This window comes from Bartonella sp. AP58NXGY (genome assembly GCF_042195785.1).
In the GTDB taxonomy this organism is placed as follows: Bacteria; Pseudomonadota; Alphaproteobacteria; order Rhizobiales; family Rhizobiaceae; genus Bartonella.
Window position 1 is genome coordinate 1 of the sequence record NZ_JBHIOY010000357.1, and the last position, 258, is coordinate 258.

The following is a 258-nucleotide window of genomic DNA, read 5'->3' on the forward strand; positions in this document are numbered from 1 at the left end:
GCTCATCGACAATAGAATGGATCCAGCGTTTTGCCGCTTCAATGGTTTTAGCATCAGCAGAAGCAATTTTAATAGTCCCATCATCTTCAATATTAATTTTTGCTCCAGTTTGTTCCACAATTTCTCGAATAACTTTACCACCAGAGCCGATCACATCACGAATTTTATCAACAGCAATATTCATAACCTCAATACGTGGCGAAAATTCGCTGAGTTCAGCCCGTGCACTGGTTAAAGCTTTGCCCATTTCATGAAGGA

1 protein-coding gene is annotated in these 258 nt (G+C 40.3%); it reads right to left on the reverse strand.

Annotation, left to right across the window (positions count from 1 at the left end; genetic code table 11):
- Positions 1-258, reverse strand: a 258-nt coding sequence (locus tag ACFINC_RS11390; RefSeq protein ID WP_375617273.1) for a KH domain-containing protein, incomplete at both ends; no start/stop codon positions are given.